This is a genomic window from Bradyrhizobium sp. 25ACV, from assembly GCF_054863005.1.
The window spans coordinates 1-16,498 of the sequence record NZ_JAVAYO010000027.1; the positions used below are offsets into that span (position 1 = coordinate 1).

A 16,498-nucleotide genomic window follows, 5' to 3' on the forward strand; every position below is an offset into this window, starting at 1 on the left:
GCGAGCCCAACCGGGCAGACTGCATCATCAATTCGCGGGGCGAGGGAGGCCAGAAGGAATGGTCGGCTCCCGGGAGAGCACGGCATAAGCCGTCCAACCACCGCGCAGGGAAGGCCGAGTGATCGGCACCACCTGTATGCTGCTGTGCGGTTCTTTCTGCGTGCGCTTTTCGCGCAGCGGACCGCGGGTGCGAGCCAGCACCCGGCCTTCCCTGCGCCCTCTTGGCTTTAGAGGGTGGAGCGACCAGCAAAGCTCGGGCGAAACGCGCCGCGAGACTGCGAAGGCGTGTCTGCGACTTGAGCTGCGTGCCACAAACTCGATCTCGAAGGGTGGGCAAAGCGCAGCGTGCCCACGCCTTGTCGCTCATGGAGGGAGATCGTGGGCACGGCGCTATGCGCCTTTGCCCACCCTACGGCACTGCGGCTGGGATCTGCACTGTAGCATCGGTGTGGAGAAAAGCGTGCGTCACACTCCGCTCTCGTGCCCCGGACGCAGCGCAGCGTCCCCGGCGGTGCGAAGCATCGTCCGGAAGCGGTGCGCTGCAGAGCCGAGGCCCATCCATCCGCATCGCGTCCTATCGCTTTCTGGGTCCCGGCTCTGCGCAGCAACGCCAAGAGGCGTTGCAGCGCGTCCGGGACACGAGATCCGGCCGTCCTGCTTATCCGACCACTCGACCTCCCCCATCACAACCAATTGTCTTTATTAGGAAACAATCATTCCCTATTATCCCGCAATGCAAAAAGCTGCCCGCCGATCCCAGTCTGCCGCCCGTCCGCCCGGTCGTCCCCGGGAATTCGACATGGATACGGCGCTGGACCGCGCCGTGCGGGTGTTTCGCGAGCGCGGCTATCATGCGACGTCCATCGGCGACCTCGCGGCGGCGATGCGGCTGGCGACGGGGAGCATCTACAAGGCGTTTCGCGACAAGCATGCGGTGTTCCTGGCTGCCTTCGAGCGCTATACGGCGCTGCGCCAGGAGCAGACCCGCAGCGCCGCCCAGCGCGGCACAAACGGCCGCGATCGGGTCCGCAATTTGCTGCTGTCCTATGTCGCGCAGTCCCAGGGCGCCGAGGGGCGGCGCGGTTGCCTCGTGGTCGGCAGCGCGGTCGAATTGTCGGCGGTCGATTCCGTCGTCGCCGCCCGCGTCGGCGCGCAGCTCAAGACCAACGAAGATTTCATCGCCGGCCTCATTCGCGAGGGGCAGGCCGACGGCTCGATTCCCGGTCATGTCGCGGCCGATGACACCGCGCGACTGATGATCTGCATCACGCAGGGCCTGCGCGTCGTCGGCAAGGCGCGCCTGCCGCTCGACGGGACCCGCCTCGTCGGCGTCGCGATGAAACTGCTCGCCTGAATTTATGTCAAATTAGGGAATGATCGTTCCCGATTTCTCGGAGACCGTACGTCATGACGATGAATGCCACGATCGAGACCGCGCCCGGGCCGGATGCGGTGTCGCAACGCCTGACCTTCGTGCTTGCCGCGGCCTGTGGCATGATCGCGGCCAACATCTACTACGCGCAGCCGCTGATCGCCCCGATCAGCGCCGCGCTCGGCCTGTCGCACGCAGCAAGCGGGCTGATCGTCACCATGACGCAGATCGGTTACGGCACCGGGCTGCTGCTGATCGTGCCGCTCGGCGATCTCGTCGAGAACCGCGCGCTGATCTGCTCCGTCATCACGCTCGGCGCGGCGGCCCTGCTCGCCGCCGCGTTCGCCACCCATGCGTTGCCGTTCCTGGTTGCCGCGCTGTTCATCGGCCTCGGTTCGGTCGCGGTGCAGATCATCATTCCCTATGCCGCGCATCTGGCGCCGGAAGCCATCCGCGGCCGCGTCGTCGGCAACGTCTCGACCGGCCTGATGCTCGGCATCATGCTGGCGCGTCCGGTGTCGAGCTTCGTCACCTCGGCGCTGTCGTGGCACGCGGTGTTCTTCGCCTCAGCCGCGCTGATGATCGTGCTGACGGCGGTGCTTTGGACGACGCTGCCGAACCGCAAGCCGGTGACGCGGATGCACTATGGCGAGCTGTTGCTGTCGATGCCGCATCTGGTGCGGGCGACGCCGCTGCTGCGGCGCCGGGCGCTCTACCAGGCCAGCCTGTTCGGCTGCTTCACCCTGTTCTGGACGGTGGCACCGCTCCAGCTCGCCGACGCGTTCGGCTTCACCCAGCGCGGTATCGCGCTGTTTGCGCTGGCCGGTGTGGCCGGCGTGTTCGCGGCGCCCATCGCCGGACGGCTCGCCGATCGCGGCCACAGCCGGATCGCGACGCTGGTCGCGATGCTGCTCGCGGCCGGGGGCTTCCTCGTGACCTATCTCGGAATGCCCGGCTCGATGCTGAACCTGGTCTGCCTGGTCGCGGCGGCAATTGCCATCGACGTCGGTGTCCAGGGCAACGTCGTGCTCGGCTTCCGCGCCATCTTCGCGCTCGGGCACGAGCACCGCAGCCGCCTCAACGGCCTCTACATGGCAACGTTCTTCACCGCCGGCGCGGCCGGCTCCGCGGTCGGCGCGTGGGCTTTTGCGCAAGGCGGCTGGACGCTCGCATCGGCCATCGGCCTCGCTCTGCCCGTTATCGGATTGCTCTATGCGGCGACCGAATAGCCGCCGGCCGCAGCAATTGTGCGATGCGGCCGTTTACCAAGGCTCGCAGACGAAGCCGCGGGCGCCGCAATTTCCGTCTCGCGATTTCGGTGCCGCTGTAGTACTTTGGTCTCAAGCGGGCCAGGTTAATGGGCGGCAGGGGGAGGCTGATGAGACGTGCGGGGCTGTTTGGCGTACCGCGGGTACGGCCATGGTCGTGGCAGGCGTTTCTGCTCGGATGCGTCGTTGTCGCCATGTCGGCTGCGTTGCAGGGCGTTTGCGTTGCGCTCGGCGCAAAGCTCTATTTTGCAGCGTTCCTGCCCGGCCTGTTCATGCTCGGCGTCGTTGCGGGCACGCCGGCGGCGGGGTTTGCCGCGCTGTTCACCATTCCCCTGGTGTGGTGGGCGTTCATTCCGCCCTTCTTCGAGTTCAACGCGCTGAGCAACGCAAACACCGATTCCATCAACCTGTTCTGCCTGCTCGCGGTGCTGCTGATTGGCCTTGCCGATCTCTGCCGCGAGACGATGAGGATCGTCAGCCAGGGCGGGCTGAAGTCCCCGGGCGAGAGCGCGGCAACGAATCCGCAATAATCCGCCTTCGCGCGGTCGTGCACGTTGCGTCCGCGCAACAGTCCGGCAACCATCCGCAAGCTTGCCGCGCGCCGCTAACTTTTCGAAAAAGATTTGGCCGCAGTTTCTCCCCCGGGAATGACGAGGGAGTTTTCGGACATGAACGGTCAAGCCATCTTGGAGAATGTGCGCCGCTATCGCGGCATCGCATCGCTTTATCGCCAGACCGCTGCGTTCCGCCCGGGCCAGAGCTGGTCGCTGCTGGAGCAGGCGAGCGATTGGGAAGCGCGGGCGTTGTCGGAGCTGGAAGCCTATTTTGCGTTGCGCGCGGACTACGCCGCTCCGCTCGCAGCCTGATTGTTAACCATCGCTCACGATATGATCGTCAGATCGGGTGTGGGCACCACGAATTGTCCGCCCCAGGCGCGAACCTCCGCCAGCTGGGCGATGATCTCGTCCTTCAGATTCCAGGGCAGGATGAAGACGTAATCAGGCCTGGCCGCGATCAGGGCGACGGGATCGCGGATCGGCAGATGCGATCCCGGAAGCAGCAGGCCCTGCTTGTGCGGATTGCGGTCCACGGTGAACGGAATCAGCTCGCGCGTGATGCCGCAGTAATTGAGCAGCGCGTTGCCCTTCGCGGGCGCGCCGTAAGCCAGCACCGTCTTGCCAGCGCGCCGCGCCGCGACGAGGAAGTCGCGGATCGTCTCGCGCTTCGCCGCCACCTTCGCCTGAAAATCACGATAGCTCGCGGGCCGGTCGAGCCCTGCCAGGATCTCGCGCCGGCGCAAGCTCTCGAGTGCAGGCGAGGCGCTCGGAGGCGCGGTCTCGCTGCAGACGTGCAGACGGAGCGAGCCGCCATGGGTCGGCAATTCATCCACGTCGAAGATGCGCAAGGCATGTGCGCGAAAGACCGTCTCGAGAGTCGCGAGCGAGAAGTACGACAGGTGCTCGTGATAGATCGTGTCGAACTGGACGCCTTCGATCAGATGCAACAGATGCGGAAGCTCCAGCGTCGCACGGCCGGTCTCGGGCAGAAGAATGCGCAGGCCCGCGACGAAATCGTTGATATCAGGGACGTGCGGCAGCACGTTGTTGGCGACGATCAGCTCGGGTCTGTGGCCTTCGGCGCGCAGCGCGGTCGCGACATCGCGGCCGAAATAGCAGGCCCGGGTCGGGATGCCCTTGGCGATCGCAGCGGCCGCCGGGCCGCTGGCCGGCTCGATCCCGAGCGCATGGATGCCGGCGCGCAGGAAATATTGCAGCAGATATCCGTCATTGCTGGCGATCTCGATCACCTCGGACGCTGCTCCGAGCTTCGCGCGGACGATCATCGCGGCGGCGTAGCTCTCTGCATGAAGCAGCCAGCTCTCGGAATAGGACGAATAGTAGAGATACTGCTCGAAGATGCTGGCCGCAGGCTCGAATTGCGGAAGCTGCACCAGCCCGCAGGCACCGCACGCACGGGCATGCAGCGGATAGGTCGGCTCAGTCGCATCCGTCCGCTCCGGAGGCAGATAAGAATTCGCCAGAGGCGACAGGCCGAGATCGACGAAGGTCTCGTCGATCTCCTGCGCGCAAAAGCGGCATCGGTGCCTGTCCATGAACGGATCGTCCCGTTGTGCCGTCGTGCCGCGGCTGTTAGTGAATTCTCTCAAGCCACGGAAATTCCGACAAGGTTGCGCATGATGCAACCCAAAAGGCGTTTCGGTGAACCGACGTTCGCAACGGCGGCGTCGCGGCGCGGAGGCCCGGAATGAAGTTCACTGCATTGGCTCTGCCAGGCGTGGTTGAAATCGGGATCGAGCCGGAGACCGACGCGCGCGGATTCTTCGCCCGGCTGTTCGACGCCGAAGCATTTGCAGCGCACGGACTGCCGACGCATTTCGCGCAACACAGCCTCTCGCATAACGAGCGCGCCGGCACCTTGCGTGGCCTGCACTACCAGGCGGGCCGGCCGGAGGCCAAGCTGGTGCGGTGCGTTGCCGGCCGTGCCTTCGACGTGATCGTCGATCTGCGCCGGTCGCTGCCCACCTACGGACAATGGTGCTCGGTCGAGCTTGCCGCCGATCGCCGCAATGCCGTGTTCATCCCCGCTGGATGCGCGCACGGCTTCCAGACGCTCGTCGATGGGACCGAGCTGATGTATTGCATCGATGTGCCCTATGACGCGCAAGGCGCGGCCGGCCTTCGCTGGGATGATCCGTCGCTCGCGATTGATTGGCCGCTTGCCGATCCGATCCTGTCCGCGCGCGACCGCGCGCTGCCATGTCTCGCATGAGGCGGGTGCTGGTCACGGGCGCGTCCGGATTCGTCGGTCGTGCGCTGCTGCCTGTGCTGGCTGATCGCGGCTTCGAGGTCCACGGCGTCGCGCGCGCGGCTCAACCGGCGATGTCAGGCGTGAGCTGGCACGCCGCCGATCTGCTCACCGAAGCCGGCCGCGTGCATGCGCTGTCCGCAGCGCGGCCAACGCATCTCGTTCATCTCGCATGGGAGGTGCGGCCGGGCCGCTATCGCGAGGATCCTGTCAACCGGCTGTGGGCCGAGGCGAGCATTGACCTGTTGTCGCGCGCGCGAGCCAGCGGCACCCAGCGCATCCTCGGCATCGGAAGCTGCTTCGAATACGGACCGCAGAGCGGCCCATGTGAGGAACGCACCAGCCAATGCCGTCCCACGACACTGTACGGACAAGCCAAGCTCGCGACGGCCGAAGCCTATATCGCGGCAGGCGCCGCCTGGGGCCGTGTGTTCATCCCATTCGGGCCGCACGAGCCCGAGGCGCGCCTGATCCCTTCGCTGATCCGGAGCCTTCGCGCGGGCCAGCATTTCGACTGCTCGCATGGCGGGCAGCTGCGCGATTTCGTCTATGTCGATGACCTCGCGCAGATGATCGCCGCCGTGCTCGACAGCGAGCTCTCCGGCGTCGTCAATCTCGCCAGTGGCGAAGTGCGCAGCCTGCGCAGCGTGATCGAGCATGTCGCAGGTCTGCTCGAAGCACGCCATCTGGTCAGGTTCGGCGCTGTCGATGCAACGGGCGTCGACGCCGAGCCGATCATTGCCGCCGACGTCCGCCGTCTTCGCGGCGTGACTGCACGCGTGCCGGTCATCGGTTTCGAGGCGGGCGCTGCGCGCGATCTCGCATGGTGGATCGACCGTCTGCCGGGGAGGGGATGACGTGCGATCTCCTCGCAACAGGCCGGCGGCAAGCGGCACCCGTGGCAATTACGGAGTTGTCTGGCTGCCCGTCTGTGCTAGCAACGGGCCGACCGAAATCTCCCTCACGTCGGCCGGGGCAAGCGATGATCACGTTCAACCGCATCTTCACGACGGAGCGTCTGCTCCAGATCATCGTGATTCTGGCGGCGACCGTTGCCATGAAGCTGATGAGCTGAATGCCGGCCGGTTATCGCGCACCGAACTCGGGCACGTCGGGCAGATAGTTCGACCCTTCCGAGCCCAGAAAATCGAACATCGCCTGCGCCGGCGGCAGCAGCACCTTGTCGCTGCGGCGGATCACGTACCATTGCCGCACGATCGGCAGGCCCGCGACGTCGAGCACGATGAGCCGGCCCTCGGTGAGCTCATGCGCCACGGTGTGGGCCGAGATGAAGGCGATGCCGAGCCCGGCGATGACGGCCTGCTTGATGGTCTCGTTGCTGCTCATCTCCATGCCGATGATCGGCTCGAGGTCGGACTTCTGGAACATGCCCTCCATCAGCGTCCGCGTGCCCGAACCGGGCTCGCGGGTGAGGAAGGTCTCGTGCACGAGGTCGGTCAGGTTGAGGCCGGAATCGTTCTCCAGCCAGTGTCCCTTGCGCGCGACGATGATGTGCGGATTGCGCCCGAGCTGGCGGACGTCGACAGTGACGTCGGCCGGTGGCCGACCCATCACCGCGAAATCGAGGTCGTAGCCGTGCATGGCCTCGCGGATCTCCTCGCGATTGCCGATGGTGAGCTTGATCTCGATCTTGGGGTACCGCTTGGAGAACGCCGCGATCGCGTGCGGGACGAAATATTTCGCGGTCGAGACCGCGCCGAGATGCACGATGCCGCCTGTCCGTCCCGCGAGCAGGTCGAGCGCGCCCTGGCAGTCCATGATGGCGGCCTCGACCCGTTCGGCCAGCGTCAGCACTTCCTTGCCCGCCTCCGTCAGCAGCATGCCGTCGCCGGTCCGCTGCACCAGCGGCAGGCCGGCGAGGTCCTGAAGCTGCCGGAGTTGCTGGGTCACGGCCGGCTGGGTCAGCCCGAGATGGCCGGACGCAGCCGTCACGCTGCCCTTGGCCGAGAGCGCCGCAAGCGAGCGCAATTGCCGGATCGTCAGATGCCGGAGCTGGGTCGCCGCATGGCTGGGGCCATTATAAGAAAATTCTTTGACGCTCATTATGAATAGAAATTTTCCTTATTAAGCTGCCCCTGTCAATCTCCTGATGCCGGGACTGACCGTACCGACCTCCAGAGGGGAGGGAACTGGATACGGCGCCGGCAAAGGGGACGCGCAGATGACCGGGCAACTGAGGCTGGACGACCACCTTCAACGGTATTCGGAGACCGCACCTTACGCGCTCGCCGTGGCGGCCGCGGTCGATGCCGTCGCGGCAGCGGCGATCGAGATCGCCGACCTGATCGCCACCGGAGATCTCGCGGACGCCTCCGGCCTGACCACCGGCCGCAACAGCGACGGCGACGTCCAGCGCGATCTCGACGTGCAGGCGGACGCGATCCTGCGCCGTTGCCTCAGCAGGCTGCCGGTCGCGGCGCTTGCCTCGGAAGAGATGCGCGAGGCCCAGATCGGCGATCGTGAGGCGAAGATCTGCATCGCGATCGATCCGCTCGACGGCTCCTCCAACATCGACATCAACATGACGGTCGGCACGATCTTCTCGATCCTGCCCGCGCCCGATGATCTCTCGCTCGCCTTCCATCAGCGCGGCTCGGCGCAGCTCGCGGCAGGCTTCGTCACCTACGGGCCGCAGACCTCCCTGGTGCTGACGCTCGGCGAAGGCGTCGACATCTTCACGCTCGATCGCAAGGCGGGCTGCTTCCGCCTCGCGCGCAGCGGCGCGCAGATTGCCGAGGCCTGCGAGGAGTTCGCGATCAACGCGTCGAACCGCCGGCACTGGGATTCGCCGGTGCGTGCCTTCGTCGACGAGTGCCTCGCCGGCGTCGAAGGGCCCGCCAACCACGATTTCAACATGCGCTGGGTCGGCTCGCTGGTCGCCGAGGCCTATCGCATCCTCACCCGCGGCGGCGTCTTCCTCTATCCCTCGGACGCCCGCCCCGGCTACGGCGACGGCCGCCTGCGCCTGACTTACGAGGCGCATCCGATGGCCATGATCATCGAGCAGGCCGGCGGCTCCGCCACGACGGGGCGCGAGCGCATCCTCGATCTCTCGGCGCAGAGCCTGCATCAGCGCGTGCCGCTGATCATGGGCTCGAGCAACGAGGTGCGCCGCGTCGAGGAGCTGCATTGCGATCCGCTGCTGGTCGCCAGCGTCTCAGCGCCGCTGTTCGCGCGGCGCGGATTCTTCCGGCTGTAAGGAGGGAGTCCGATGTCCAGGAAGCATCCCATCATCTCCATCACCGGCTCCTCCGGCGCCGGCACCACTTCGGTCAAGAAGACCTTCGAGCAGATATTTTTCCGCGAGAAGGTCAACGCGGCCTACATCGAAGGCGATGCCTTCCATCGCTATGACCGCGCCGAGATGCGCGCGCAGATGGCGAAGGAGGCCGATCGCGGCAACAAGCATTTCAGCCATTTCAGCCCCGAGACCAATTTGTTCGAGGAGCTGGAGCGCGCGTTCCGCGACTATGGCGAGACCGGCACCGCGACGACACGGCATTACGTGCATGACGCCGAGGAATCCGCGCTGCATGGCGCGGCGCCCGGCACCTTCACCGACTGGAAGCGGCTGCCGGAGAATTCGGACCTGTTGTTCTACGAGGGCCTGCACGGCGCCGTCGTCACCGACAAGGTGAATGTCGCGCGCTATGCCGACCTCAAGATCGGTGTCGTGCCGGTCATCAATCTCGAATGGATCCAGAAGCTGCACCGCGATCGCAGTGCGCGGGGCTATTCGACCGAGGCCGTCACCGACACCATCCTGCGGCGGATGCCCGACTACATCCACTATATCTGCCCGCAATTCACCGAGACCGACATCAACTTCCAGCGCGTGCCGACGGTGGACACCTCCAATCCGTTCATCGCGCGCTGGATCCCGACGCCGGACGAATCGATGGTGGTGATCCGCTTCAAGAACCCGCGCGGCATCGACTTCCCCTATCTGCTCTCGATGCTGCCGCAGAGCTGGATGTCGCGCGCGAACTCGATCGTGTGCCCCGGCGCAAAGCTCGATCTCGCGATGCAGCTGATCCTGACGCCGCTGATCATGCAGCTCATCGAGCGCAAGCGCAGCTTGAAGTGAACGAGGAGAGAATCCGATGAACATCTCCGTCCACGCCGAAGCCGACCTCACGGCGGTCACGCACAACGATCTCGCCAATGCCGTCCGCTTCCTCGCGGTCGACGCCATCGAGACCTCGCAGTCGGGCCATCCCGGCCTGCCCATGGGCATGGCCGATGTCGCAACCGTGTTGTTCTCGCGCTTCCTGAAGTTCGACTCGGCACACCCCAACTGGCCGGACCGCGACCGCTTCGTGCTGTCGGCGGGCCATGGTTCGATGCTGCTCTATGCGTTGCTGCATCTGACCGGCGGCGACGTCAGCCTCGACGACATCAAGGCCTTCCGGCAATGGGGCTCGAAGACGCCGGGCCATCCGGAATATGGTCACACGCCGGGCGTCGAGATGACGACAGGGCCACTGGGCCAGGGGATCGCGACCGCGGTCGGCATGGCGCTCGCCGAGCGGATGGCCAATGCGCGACATGGCGACGGCCTCGTCGATCATTTCACCTATGTGATCGCGGGTGACGGCTGCCTGATGGAGGGCCTCAGCCAGGAGGCGCTCTCGTTCGCCGGGCATCTCGGGCTTGGCCGCCTGATCGTGCTGTTCGACGACAACGGGATCTCGATCGACGGGCCAACCTCGCTGGCAACGTCCGACGACCAGCTGGCGCGTTTCGCCGCCTCCGGCTGGTCGGTGCGCAGCATCGATGGCCACGATCCCGAAGCGATTGCGCAGGCAATCGCAGAGGAGCGCGAGACCGCCAAACCGTCGCTGATCGCCTGTCGCACCATCATCGGCTACGGCGCGCCAGATCGACAGGGCACCGAGAAAGCCCATGGTGCGCCGCTCGGCACCGAGCAGACCGCGGCGGCGCGCCGGACGCTGGGTTGGGATTATCAGCCCTTCGTGGTGCCTGTCACGATCCAGAAAGCGTGGCGGATGATCGGGCAACGCGGCCAGGTCGATCGGCTCGCTTGGCTTGATCGCTACGAGGACGCGACGCCCGAGCAGCGCGACCTGTTCGTTGAAGGCAAGGCGGTCACCCTGCCGGCCGCCTATGCGCTGGCCGCAGCGAAGTTGCGCGAACGCTTTGCGTCCGAGCGTCCGAAGCTCGCGACGCGGCAGGCCTCGCAACAGGTGCTCGACGGCATCGCCGGGACGATTGCCGGCCTGGTCGGCGGCTCCGCGGACCTGACGCATTCGAATCTGACGCACGCCAAGGTGCAGGCTCCGGTCAAGCATGGTGCGTTCGGCGGCGACTACATCCACTACGGCATTCGCGAGCACGGCATGGCCGCCGCGATGAACGGTCTCGCTCTGCATGGCGGCTTCATCCCGTACGGCGGTACCTTCCTCGCGTTCTCCGATTACAGTCGGCCGGCGATCCGCCTTGCGGCCCTGATGCGGCTGCGCGTCATCCATGTGATGACCCACGACTCCATCGGCCTCGGCGAGGACGGCCCGACGCACCAGCCTGTCGAGCACCTTGCCGCGTTGCGGGTGATCCCGAACCTGCTGGTGTTCCGTCCCGCCGACGCGGTGGAGACGCTGGAAGCCTGGGATTGCGCACTCAACTCCGAAGGCCGCCCCTCCGTGCTGTGCCTGTCGCGGCAGGCGTTGCCGACCTTCCGTAGCGATGCGCGCGGCAGAAACCGCGTCGCACACGGCGCCTATCTCGTCGTCTCGCCGGACGGCGGACGCGACGTGACACTGATCGCAACCGGCTCGGAAGTGTCGATTGCACTGGAAGCCGCCCGCCTGCTTGCGACCGAGCACATTCGTGCGGCCGTGGTGTCCGCGCCTTGCTTCGCCCTGTTTGAGGAGCAGCCGGACGATTACCGCGCCACTGTGCTCGGTACCGCGCCGCGCGTCGGGATCGAGGCGGCCGTGCAGGGCGATTGGGCGCGCTGGCTCGGCGCTCAGGGCGAATTCGTCGGCATGCGCGGCTTCGGCGCCTCGGCGCCGGCGCCGGTGCTGTACCGCGAATTCGGCATCACACCGCAAAGCATTGCGGAAGCCGCCCGCCGGGCGATCGCTCGCAAGCGACAATAAGGAGGACTTCCCGTGGCCCGTATCACACTTCGCCAACTGCTCGACCACGCGGCCAGCCATGGCTATGCGGTGCCGGCGTTCAACATCAACAACATGGAGCAGGGCATCGCGATCATGCAGGCGGCGGCCGAGGTCGATGCGCCCGTCATCATCCAGGCCTCGCGCGGCGCGCGCAGCTACGCCGGCGATCTCATGCTCTCGCACATGATCGATGCGCTGGAGCGGACCTATCCCGACATCCCGCTCTGCATGCACCAGGACCACGGCAATGACGAAGCGACCTGCGCCTCCGCCATCGCCCACGGCTTCACCTCCGTCATGATGGACGGCTCGCTCAAGGCCGATGCCAAGACGGCGGCCGATTACGATTACAACGTCGCGATCACGCGCCGCGTCGTCGATCTCGCCCATTGGGTCGGCGCCTCCGTCGAAGGCGAGCTCGGCGTGCTCGGCTCGCTCGAGCACGGCGGCGGCGAGCAGGAGGATGGCCACGGCGTCGAGGGCACGGTCAGCCATGATCAGCTCTTGACCGATCCCGACCAGGCGGTCGACTTCGTTCGTGCCACCAAGGTCGATGCGCTCGCCATCGCGATGGGCACCTCGCACGGCGCCTACAAGTTCAGCCGCAAGCCGGATGGCGACATCCTGGCGATGCGGGTTGTCGAGGAGATCCATCGCCGGCTGCCGAATACGCACCTCGTCATGCACGGCTCCTCGTCGGTGCCGCAGCCGCTCCAGGACATGTTCAATCAGTTCGGCGGGGAGATGCCCCAGACCTGGGGCGTGCCGGTCGAGGAGATCGTCCGCGGCATCAAGAGCGGCGTGCGCAAGGTCAATATCGACACCGACTGCCGCCTCGCGATGACGGCCGTGTTCCGCAAGGTCGCCGCTCAAACGCGTTCCGAGTTCGACCCGCGCAAATTCCTGAAGCCCGCAATGGACGCGATGCGCGAGCTCTGTCGCGACCGTTTCGAGCAGTTCGGCACCGCGGGCCATGCCAGCAAGATCAAGGTCGTTCCCTTGAGCGAGATGGCGCGGCGCTATCGCGCCGGCGAGCTCGATCCGCGCATCGACGCCCGCGAACCCGTTGCGGCCTAGTCAATCGGAAACAACAGAGAAAACAACAGGAGAGAGACATGAACGCACATGCAGGCACGGTCCGCGGCAAAGAGCGCTATCGCTCCGGTGTGATGGAATACAAGCGCATGGGCTATTGGGAGCCCGACTACACGCCAAAGGACACCGACGTCATCGCGCTGTTCCGCGTGACGCCGCAGGAGGGCGTCGATCCGATCGAAGCGTCGGCCGCAGTCGCCGGTGAATCCTCGACCGCGACCTGGACCGTGGTGTGGACCGATCGCCTGACCGCGGCAGAGAAATATCGCGCGAAATGCTACCGCGTCGATCCGGTGCCGGGCACGCCGGGCTCGTATTTCGCCTACATCGCCTATGATCTCGACCTGTTCGAGCCGGGCTCGATCGCGAACCTCTCGGCCTCGATCATCGGTAACGTGTTCGGCTTCAAGCCACTCAAGGCGCTGCGTCTGGAAGACATGCGTTTCCCTGTCGCCTATGTGAAGACCTTCCAGGGGCCGGCGACCGGCATCGTGGTCGAGCGCGAACGGCTCGACAAGTTCGGCCGGCCGTTGCTGGGGGCGACGGTGAAGCCGAAGCTCGGGCTTTCGGGCCGCAACTATGGCCGCGTGGTCTACGAGGCGCTGAAGGGCGGACTCGACTTCACCAAGGACGACGAGAACATCAACTCGCAGCCCTTCATGCACTGGCGCGACCGCTTCCTCTATTGCATGGAGGCGGTGAACCGCGCACAGGCGGCCTCCGGCGAAGTGAAGGGCACCTATCTGAACGTCACCGCGGGCACGATGGAAGACATGTACGAGCGTGCGGAGTTCGCCAAGGAGCTCGGATCGTGCATCCTCATGATCGACCTCGTGATCGGCTACACCGCGATCCAGTCGATGGCCAAATGGGCGCGGCGCAACGACATGATCCTGCATCTGCATCGCGCCGGTCACTCGACCTATACGCGGCAGAAGAGCCATGGCGTGTCGTTCCGTGTCATCGCCAAATGGATGCGCCTTGCCGGCGTCGACCATATCCATGCCGGCACGGTGGTCGGCAAGCTGGAAGGCGACCCCAACACCACGCGCGGCTATTACGATGTCTGCCGCGAGGACTTCAACCCGACCAAGCTCGAGCACGGCCTGTTCTTCGACCAGAACTGGGCGAGCCTGAACAAGATGATGCCGGTCGCCTCCGGCGGCATCCATGCCGGCCAGATGCACCAGCTGCTCGACCTGCTCGGCGAAGACGTCGTGTTGCAGTTCGGCGGTGGCACCATCGGCCATCCCATGGGCATTGCGGCCGGCGCGATCGCCAACCGCGTGGCGCTGGAAGCGATGATCCTCGCCCGTAACGAAGGGCGCGACTACGTCCACGAGGGTCCGGAGATCCTGGCGAGGGCGGCCGAGACCTGCACGCCGCTGAAGGCAGCGCTCGAGGTCTGGAAGGACGTGACGTTCAACTATCAATCCACTGACACGCCGGACTTCGTGCCGACCGCGCTCGAAACCGTCTAGGGAGACGCAGCATGAAACTCACTCAGGGTTGCTTTTCGTTCCTGCCCGATCTCACCGACGACCAGATCTATAAGCAGGTGCAGTATTGCCTCGGCAACGGCTGGGCGGTGAACATCGAGTTCACCGACGATCCTCATCCCCGCAACACCTATTGGGAGATGTGGGGCCTGCCGATGTTCGACCTCCAGGACGCCGCCGGCGTGATGATGGAGCTCGCGGAGTGCCGCAGGGTGTATGGCAACAAGTACATCCGCATCAGCGGCTTCGATTCAAGCCATGGCTGGGAATCGGTGCGGATCTCCTTCCTCGTCAATCGGCCTCCGCATGAGGCGGAGTTCGAGCTGGTGCGGCAGGAAGTCGGCGGCCGTGCGATCCGTTACACCACCGTGCGTAAGCCGGCCACGCACGCGTCAACCTAAGTCATCCGCTTCCGCGTGGAGCTCTCCCTGCTCCGCTTCCTTGGCGGACCACTGCTTCGCCGCTCCCTCGCGGCGAAGCTCTTTTCTTCGAGGGTAGCCATGCTCGATGTTCCCCACGCAACCACGACTGAGCCCAACGAGACCCAATTCGATCTCCGCAAGGAAGCCGAAGCGGCCGGGATCACCGACACGCTGCAGCAGCTCGAGCAGGAGCTGATCGGATTGAAGCCGGTGAAGAACCGCGTGCGCCAGATCGCCTCGCTGCTGCTGATCGAGCGCGTCAGGCAGCGCGCCGGCCTGGCATCGGCTCCGCCGACCCTGCACATGTCGTTCACCGGCAATCCGGGCACCGGCAAGACGACCGTCGCGCTGCGCATGGCCAAGATCCTGCACGGGCTCGGCTTCGTGCGGCGCGGGCAGGTGATCTCGGTGACGCGCGACGATCTCGTCGGGCAATATATCGGCCACACCGCGCCGAAGACCAAGGAGATCCTGAAGAAGGCGATGGGCGGCGTGCTGTTCATCGACGAAGCCTACTACCTGCATCGCCCCGACAACGAGCGCGATTACGGTCAGGAGGCCATCGAGATCCTGCTCCAGGTGATGGAGAACCAGCGCGAAGACCTCGTCGTGATCCTCGCCGGCTATGGCGAGCGCATGACGAGCTTCTTCGCCTCCAACCCCGGCTTCCGCTCGCGCATCGCCCACCACATCGAATTCCCTGATTATGCCGAAGCCGAGCTGCTCGTCATTGCCGAGCTGATGCTGAAGGAGCGGGGCTATCGCTTCTCGGCGACGGCCCGCGAGGCGTTCGAGAAGTACATCGCGCTGCGCCGGACCCAGCCGTTCTTCTCCAATGCGCGCTCGATCCGCAACGCCGTCGACCGCATCCGCTTGCGGCAGGCCGATCGCCTGGTGTCCGACCTCGACCGTCTGCTCGATGTCGACGATCTCGAAACCATCGATCCCATGGACGTCCTGGCGAGCCGCGTCTTCAGCGGCGGCGCCGATGCGCGGAGTGCAAAGCCATGACCAGAGAAATCATTGTCGCTCCCTCGATCCTGGCCGCGGATTTCGCTCGCCTCGGCGAGGAGATCGCCGCAATCGACATGGCCGGCGCCGACTGGATCCATTGCGACGTCATGGACGGGCACTTCGTGCCGAACATCAGCTTCGGTGCCGATGTCATCAAGGCGATCCGCCCGACGACGAAGAAGATCTTCGACGTGCATCTCATGATCGCGCCTGTCGATCCTTATCTCGAGGCGTTCGCGAAGGCCGGGGCTGACGTCATCACGATTCATGCCGAAGCCGGCCCGCATCTCGACCGTTCGCTTCAAGCCATCCGCGCGCTTGGCAAAAAAGCCGGCGTCAGCCTGTGTCCCGCCACTCCGGAGAGCGCGATCGAATATGTGCTCGATCGCATCGATCTCGTGCTGGTGATGACGGTCAATCCGGGATTTGGCGGCCAGTCCTTCCTCGAATCCCAGCTCGAGAAGATCCACCGGCTCAAAACCATGATCGGTGATCGGCCGATCCGGCTCGAGGTCGATGGCGGTGTCACGCGTGACAATGCCGCTGCCGTGGCCGCCGCGGGCGCCGATACGCTGGTGGCGGGCTCCGCGGTGTTTCGCGGCAAAAGCGTTGCCGAATATGCCGCGAATATCCAGGCCATCCGCGTCGCCGCCGAGACGGGCCGGGTTCCAAAGCGGCAAGATAATTCTACGCAGCCGCTGCGCGTCAGCGAGGCAGGCCGTATCCGGTAGACTACGGAAGGCGCAAGCCGTGGAAGATCCGCCCGTGCCGGTTGTCCCACGGCGTGGCACTTACCTCCGGGGTTCCACGGAGGTTGCGGCAAAAAGCGATCGCGTCT

16 protein-coding genes are annotated in these 16,498 nt (G+C 65.5%); 14 read left to right on the top strand and 2 right to left on the bottom strand.

Features of this window, described 5'->3' with window-relative positions; translation table 11 throughout:
• The first annotated feature begins 799 nt into the window (after positions 1 to 799).
• From RAD04_RS37165 to RAD04_RS37180, 4 genes are all read left to right on the top strand, one after another.
• Positions 800 to 1,354: a TetR/AcrR family transcriptional regulator gene (locus RAD04_RS37165; protein ID WP_461627747.1), complete on the top strand. Its 555-nt coding sequence runs from the start codon at positions 800 to 802 to the stop codon at positions 1,352 to 1,354.
• 53 nt (positions 1,355 to 1,407) lie between these two features.
• Positions 1,408 to 2,601 (top strand): MFS transporter, encoded by a 1,194-nt coding sequence (locus RAD04_RS37170; RefSeq protein ID WP_461627748.1) that lies wholly within the window; start codon positions 1,408 to 1,410, stop codon positions 2,599 to 2,601.
• A gap of 149 nt (positions 2,602 to 2,750) precedes the next feature.
• A complete protein-coding gene (locus RAD04_RS37175) occupies positions 2,751 to 3,170 on the top strand; it encodes a DUF4118 domain-containing protein (RefSeq protein WP_461627749.1) in 420 nt (139 codons plus the stop codon).
• A gap of 138 nt (positions 3,171 to 3,308) precedes the next feature.
• Positions 3,309 to 3,506 carry a hypothetical protein gene (locus RAD04_RS37180; RefSeq protein ID WP_028144073.1) on the top strand — a complete coding sequence of 66 codons (198 nt, stop codon included), beginning with the start codon at positions 3,309 to 3,311 and terminating at the stop codon, positions 3,504 to 3,506.
• 14 nt (positions 3,507 to 3,520) lie between these two features.
• On the opposite strand, the gene RAD04_RS37185 is transcribed toward RAD04_RS37180, so the two are convergent.
• Positions 3,521 to 4,753, bottom strand: a complete 1,233-nt coding sequence (locus RAD04_RS37185; protein WP_461627750.1) for a methyltransferase domain-containing protein — start codon at positions 4,751 to 4,753, stop codon at positions 3,521 to 3,523.
• A 152-nt stretch (positions 4,754 to 4,905) separates the two neighbouring features.
• On the opposite strand from RAD04_RS37185, the gene rfbC reads away from it, so the two are divergent.
• Both rfbC and RAD04_RS37195 read left to right on the top strand, forming a co-directional pair.
• Entirely contained in the window at positions 4,906 to 5,430 is a 525-nt protein-coding gene (gene rfbC / locus RAD04_RS37190) for a dTDP-4-dehydrorhamnose 3,5-epimerase (RefSeq protein WP_461627751.1), read from the top strand.
• Positions 5,418 to 6,323, top strand: coding sequence for an NAD-dependent epimerase/dehydratase family protein (locus tag RAD04_RS37195; RefSeq protein ID WP_461627752.1), 906 nt, complete (start codon positions 5,418 to 5,420; stop codon positions 6,321 to 6,323). Before rfbC ends, RAD04_RS37195 begins: the two co-directional genes overlap by 13 nt.
• A gap of 229 nt (positions 6,324 to 6,552) precedes the next feature.
• On the opposite strand, the gene RAD04_RS37200 is transcribed toward RAD04_RS37195, so the two are convergent.
• Complete coding sequence (locus RAD04_RS37200) at positions 6,553 to 7,530, bottom strand: LysR family transcriptional regulator (protein ID WP_461627753.1); 978 nt, start codon at positions 7,528 to 7,530, stop codon at positions 6,553 to 6,555.
• A gap of 118 nt (positions 7,531 to 7,648) precedes the next feature.
• Here RAD04_RS37200 and RAD04_RS37205 point away from each other — a divergent pair, with 118 nt between their 5' ends.
• From RAD04_RS37205 to rpe, 8 genes are all read left to right on the top strand, one after another.
• Positions 7,649 to 8,686 carry a class 1 fructose-bisphosphatase gene (locus tag RAD04_RS37205; RefSeq protein ID WP_461627754.1) on the top strand — a complete coding sequence of 346 codons (1,038 nt, stop codon included), beginning with the start codon at positions 7,649 to 7,651 and terminating at the stop codon, positions 8,684 to 8,686.
• Between the two features lie 12 nt (positions 8,687 to 8,698).
• On the top strand, positions 8,699 to 9,574 hold the full coding sequence (locus RAD04_RS37210; RefSeq protein WP_018321765.1) for a phosphoribulokinase: 876 nt from the start codon (positions 8,699 to 8,701) through the stop codon (positions 9,572 to 9,574).
• Positions 9,575 to 9,590: 16 nt separating this feature from the next.
• Positions 9,591 to 11,609 carry a transketolase gene (tkt, locus tag RAD04_RS37215; RefSeq protein WP_461627755.1) on the top strand — a complete coding sequence of 673 codons (2,019 nt, stop codon included), beginning with the start codon at positions 9,591 to 9,593 and terminating at the stop codon, positions 11,607 to 11,609.
• Between the two features lie 12 nt (positions 11,610 to 11,621).
• Positions 11,622 to 12,707 (top strand): class II fructose-bisphosphate aldolase, encoded by a 1,086-nt coding sequence (gene fba, locus RAD04_RS37220; RefSeq protein ID WP_461627756.1) that lies wholly within the window; start codon positions 11,622 to 11,624, stop codon positions 12,705 to 12,707.
• Positions 12,708 to 12,745: 38 nt separating this feature from the next.
• Positions 12,746 to 14,206: a form I ribulose bisphosphate carboxylase large subunit gene (locus RAD04_RS37225; protein WP_461627757.1), complete on the top strand. Its 1,461-nt coding sequence runs from the start codon at positions 12,746 to 12,748 to the stop codon at positions 14,204 to 14,206.
• An 11-nt stretch (positions 14,207 to 14,217) separates the two neighbouring features.
• Entirely contained in the window at positions 14,218 to 14,625 is a 408-nt protein-coding gene (locus RAD04_RS37230) for a ribulose bisphosphate carboxylase small subunit (RefSeq protein WP_461627758.1), read from the top strand.
• Positions 14,626 to 14,724: 99 nt separating this feature from the next.
• Positions 14,725 to 15,657 (top strand): CbbX protein, encoded by a 933-nt coding sequence (gene cbbX / locus RAD04_RS37235; RefSeq protein WP_461627759.1) that lies wholly within the window; start codon positions 14,725 to 14,727, stop codon positions 15,655 to 15,657.
• A complete protein-coding gene (gene rpe / locus RAD04_RS37240; protein WP_461627760.1) occupies positions 15,654 to 16,391 on the top strand; it encodes a ribulose-phosphate 3-epimerase in 738 nt (245 codons plus the stop codon). The genes cbbX and rpe overlap by 4 nt, the downstream gene beginning before the upstream one ends.
• Positions 16,392 to 16,498: the final 107 nt, after the last annotated feature.

What these genes read in the sequence shown, in the direction of transcription:
- RAD04_RS37165 (WP_461627747.1), top strand. Translation starts at nt 800, where the DNA reads ATGGATACGGCGCTGGACCGCGCCGTGCGGGTGTTTCGCGAGCGCGGC.
- RAD04_RS37200 (WP_461627753.1), bottom strand. Translation starts at nt 7,530, where the DNA reads ATGAGCGTCAAAGAATTTTCTTATAATGGCCCCAGCCATGCGGCGACC.
- RAD04_RS37230 (WP_461627758.1), top strand. Translation starts at nt 14,218, where the DNA reads ATGAAACTCACTCAGGGTTGCTTTTCGTTCCTGCCCGATCTCACCGAC.
- RAD04_RS37170 (WP_461627748.1), top strand. Translation starts at nt 1,408, where the DNA reads ATGACGATGAATGCCACGATCGAGACCGCGCCCGGGCCGGATGCGGTG.
- RAD04_RS37225 (WP_461627757.1), top strand. Translation starts at nt 12,746, where the DNA reads ATGAACGCACATGCAGGCACGGTCCGCGGCAAAGAGCGCTATCGCTCC.
- rpe (WP_461627760.1), top strand. Translation starts at nt 15,654, where the DNA reads ATGACCAGAGAAATCATTGTCGCTCCCTCGATCCTGGCCGCGGATTTC.
- RAD04_RS37185 (WP_461627750.1), bottom strand. Translation starts at nt 4,753, where the DNA reads ATGGACAGGCACCGATGCCGCTTTTGCGCGCAGGAGATCGACGAGACC.
- tkt (WP_461627755.1), top strand. Translation starts at nt 9,591, where the DNA reads ATGAACATCTCCGTCCACGCCGAAGCCGACCTCACGGCGGTCACGCAC.
- RAD04_RS37205 (WP_461627754.1), top strand. Translation starts at nt 7,649, where the DNA reads ATGACCGGGCAACTGAGGCTGGACGACCACCTTCAACGGTATTCGGAG.
- RAD04_RS37195 (WP_461627752.1), top strand. Translation starts at nt 5,418, where the DNA reads ATGTCTCGCATGAGGCGGGTGCTGGTCACGGGCGCGTCCGGATTCGTC.
- rfbC (WP_461627751.1), top strand. Translation starts at nt 4,906, where the DNA reads ATGAAGTTCACTGCATTGGCTCTGCCAGGCGTGGTTGAAATCGGGATC.
- cbbX (WP_461627759.1), top strand. Translation starts at nt 14,725, where the DNA reads ATGCTCGATGTTCCCCACGCAACCACGACTGAGCCCAACGAGACCCAA.
- RAD04_RS37175 (WP_461627749.1), top strand. Translation starts at nt 2,751, where the DNA reads ATGAGACGTGCGGGGCTGTTTGGCGTACCGCGGGTACGGCCATGGTCG.
- RAD04_RS37210 (WP_018321765.1), top strand. Translation starts at nt 8,699, where the DNA reads ATGTCCAGGAAGCATCCCATCATCTCCATCACCGGCTCCTCCGGCGCC.
- RAD04_RS37180 (WP_028144073.1), top strand. Translation starts at nt 3,309, where the DNA reads ATGAACGGTCAAGCCATCTTGGAGAATGTGCGCCGCTATCGCGGCATC.